General features: G+C 39.9%; 3 protein-coding genes. All 3 read right to left on the reverse strand.

All coding sequences use genetic code 11. The annotated features are described in order from the left end of the window. Nucleotides 1-579: 579 nt before the first annotated feature. Nucleotides 580-1,158, reverse strand: coding sequence for a DJ-1/PfpI family protein (locus tag AACQ42_RS00720; protein WP_176429734.1), 579 nt, complete (start codon nucleotides 1,156-1,158; stop codon nucleotides 580-582). Nucleotides 1,159-1,824: 666 nt separating this feature from the next. Next, on the reverse strand, nucleotides 1,825-2,238 hold the full coding sequence (locus tag AACQ42_RS00725; RefSeq protein WP_254918606.1) for a DUF1090 domain-containing protein: 414 nt from the start codon (nucleotides 2,236-2,238) through the stop codon (nucleotides 1,825-1,827). Nucleotides 2,239-2,485: 247 nt separating this feature from the next. Then, nucleotides 2,486-2,911: a GNAT family N-acetyltransferase gene (locus tag AACQ42_RS00730; RefSeq protein ID WP_045571622.1), complete on the reverse strand. Its 426-nt coding sequence runs from the start codon at nucleotides 2,909-2,911 to the stop codon at nucleotides 2,486-2,488. Nucleotides 2,912-3,278: the final 367 nt, after the last annotated feature.

Genomic DNA, 3,278 nt, shown 5'->3' on the forward strand with positions numbered 1-3,278 from the left:
TAACGCCCGGCTAAGGGGTTGACAACGCATAGCCGAACTCAAAAAACACACTGTAAACACTGAACTTCAATTTTGCACTAAAGCCGCCACGCGTTGACAATCCCTCTTGAGCCGTTTGTTAGGCCAACCGATTGACAACGACACTTTAGAAACCAAAGAACAAGCTTTTTTGTAAACTTAAAACTAGCTAACTGATTCATTTATAAAACAAAATTCCAACTCAGCAAAGAAACAAAAAACTCAAATTGAGCGATTTGGAAGAAAAGTGACGAGCGTAGCATGCTCGGCGGACGTTTGGATGCTGAAGGTTATTTTGCCGCTAAACTGACAGCGCTAAGCAACTCAACGCGATCAAGAAACAACAAATATGTGATGATTATTTATTGCTTAAGCTAAGCCACAAAACATGGAATTTATCGCTCAATTCCAACTCGATTTAGCTGATAAAAACTCACCTTGCCTAACGCCCGGCTAAGGGGTTGACAACGCACCGCCGAACTCAAAAAACACACTGTAAACACTGAACTTCAATTTTGTACTAAAGTCGCCAAGCGTTGGCAATCCCTCTTGAGCCGTTTGTTATGTGCATTTTTGCCAGTTGTACTCCATTTGATGGGCAACTAACTCAGCATGGCTTTGACTATGAAACTTTGATATCAAGAACAAACTCATATCAATACCCGCAGATATACCACCCGACGTGGTGTATTTGCTTGTTGTTACCCAACGTTTATCTTCCACAGCGACTAAGTCAGGAAACCGTTGTTTCAGCTCAGATATATCCTCCCAATGAGTCGTAACAGCAAGTCCTTTCAGCAAACCCGCATTAGCTAATATGAATGCTCCGGTACAAACTGATGCAATATGTTTAGCGTGCTTATCCACTGATGCAACCCAATGAAGCACATTGGTCTTATTCATTTCGTTCGTATGGATACCACCAACAACGATTAATAGGTCAATTTGAGGGTGATGCAGGAACGAGTAGTCAGGTAAAACAGTAAAACCACCTCTGGCTTTCACTGGTTCCAAGTTTTCTGAAACTAAAAATACATTCCAGCTTTCTGCACCTAATCGTTTAGCTGTACTGAAAACTTCGAAAGGTCCTGAAAAATCGAGAACTTCGGCCCCATCGTAAATATAAATACCAATGTTCATTAGTGCCTCCATGCACATAACGCCCGGCTAAGGGGTTGACAACGCACCGCCGAACTTAAAAAACACACTGTAAACACTGAACTGCAATTTTGCACTAAAACCGCCAAGCGTTGGCAATCCCTCTTGAGCCGTTTGTTATGCAAATTCAATAAGATAAACTGACTTTACTCGATCAAAAACTACAATTGCAATGGTTGAGTGATTCAAGAACCAACCCAAGCCAGAGCCATGATAAATAAGCTGCCAAAACAAAGCCCACCTTTCAACAACAAACTAAGTTTTTGAATGAGACAAACTCAACAAGCAAGACCTTCAGCAAATGCGAAATACTCGATAAACTTGCCCTTTCCACACTTTGCACCCGCAAGATTCACAACGCGCCAGCGCTAAAACTGATTGAGGTAAACAAAGAACCTTGCCTGTTTTACGGTTTGAGTGAACCACGAATTTGAGGGTAAAAATGCTCATTTGCCGACAATACAAAACAAATGGCCGGAGAAATCCCAAAAGATTGAAACCCTAAATTTACCTGAGTTGCATAACGCCCGCTTAAGGGGCAGACAACGCTACTACTAACTTCCCGCATAACACCGTAATCACAAAAACCAACGCATAATAAAAATGCCATGCGTTGGCTGTCCCTCTTGAAGCGTTTGTTAGCATTATCTAGCCTAATTCGGATAACTCTTGTAGAAGCGACTCCAATTTACGCTCTTCTTCTTGAATTTTATTTTGGTATTTCCTGACTTTGTTATCCTTGCCACTTCCCTTTGCTTCTTGTAAATCTAAGTTATATTCGGCAATTTTATCTTTAGTTTCTTTAATTTCGTCAGCTAAATCTTGCTTAAGTTTTGTGTCACTACAATTGGACTTGGCTTCCGCTAGGGCAACTTTTAGTCCTTCTATCTTTTTTTGATTATTAGCTAACTGAGCACTTTCTATTTGCTGCTCAATCTCACAATACTTTCTTTCACACCCAGAAAAACCTGAACAGTTCAATGAAGCAAAACTATAAAATGACAATATAGACAGTACAACACCGGAAGATTTCAACATTAATTTTACATTTGCTCTTTTCATTAACACAACTAACTTTAAATAATTTTACAAGGGATAATTAAACTACAAAATGGTGAATTGTCACACAACTATTATACGCGACGATTGATTTCTACCATTTGAATATGACTTTTTAAGTCCTCAGAATGCTAACGCCCGGCTAAGGGGTTGACAACGCACCGCCGAACTTAAAAAACACACCGTAAACACTGAACTTCAATTTTGAACTAAAGCCGCCATGCGTTGGCAATCCCTCTTGAGCCGTTTGTTAGGTTTTTGAGCTGAAGCTCATGTGATAATAACCACCAAATTCATCATCTACTTGCGACACAATTGCAAAACCTTGTGACAAATAGAACTCAAGTGCCTTTTGATTTTGAACCATACATTTAAGACTCAAATAGCCATATTTTGCTTTCGCACCGTTAAGTAATATTGAGCCAATACCTTGACTCTGATATTCGCTGGAAACATACAGATGATGAACAAATTTGTCAGGTTCCCAAATCGAGATGAAACCTGCAACTTTACCTAAAGCCTCAACTAGCCAAATTCGTTCACCTTGAGTATCACGATCAAAGTCTTCTAATCGAAAGCTGTCCGTCTTGAGCCATGTAAAACCATCTCTTCTAGAGTGAAGATAGATCTTCCTTAATGATTCCAGATTACAAACACTAAACTCTTTGATTTCCATGTATAACCTTAAACCTAACGCCCGGTTAAGGGGCAGACAACGCCACTACCAAGCTTCCGCATAACGCCGTAACCACAAAAATCAACGCATAATAAAAATGCCGCGCGTTGGCTGTCCCTCTTGAACCGTTTGTTATGCTTAAACTTCAAATACTTAGGTTTAAACAACCATTAGAATAACTCAGAGTTTCAAACCAACCCAAGCACCAAAACTCGTTAACCTCATCGAAACCATGATTTGAATAAAAACCACGTTAAATTTACTACGATCAAAAGAACAAAGTGCCCTTTCAACGAAAATCTGACCAACTAAACTCACAGCAAATTGGCGTAAAACTCGAATGAGGCAACAACGCTTAACCAACAAC

This window comes from Vibrio sp. V12_P9A6T4, assembly GCF_963874835.1.
GTDB lineage: Bacteria > Pseudomonadota > Gammaproteobacteria > Enterobacterales > Vibrionaceae > Vibrio > Vibrio anguillarum.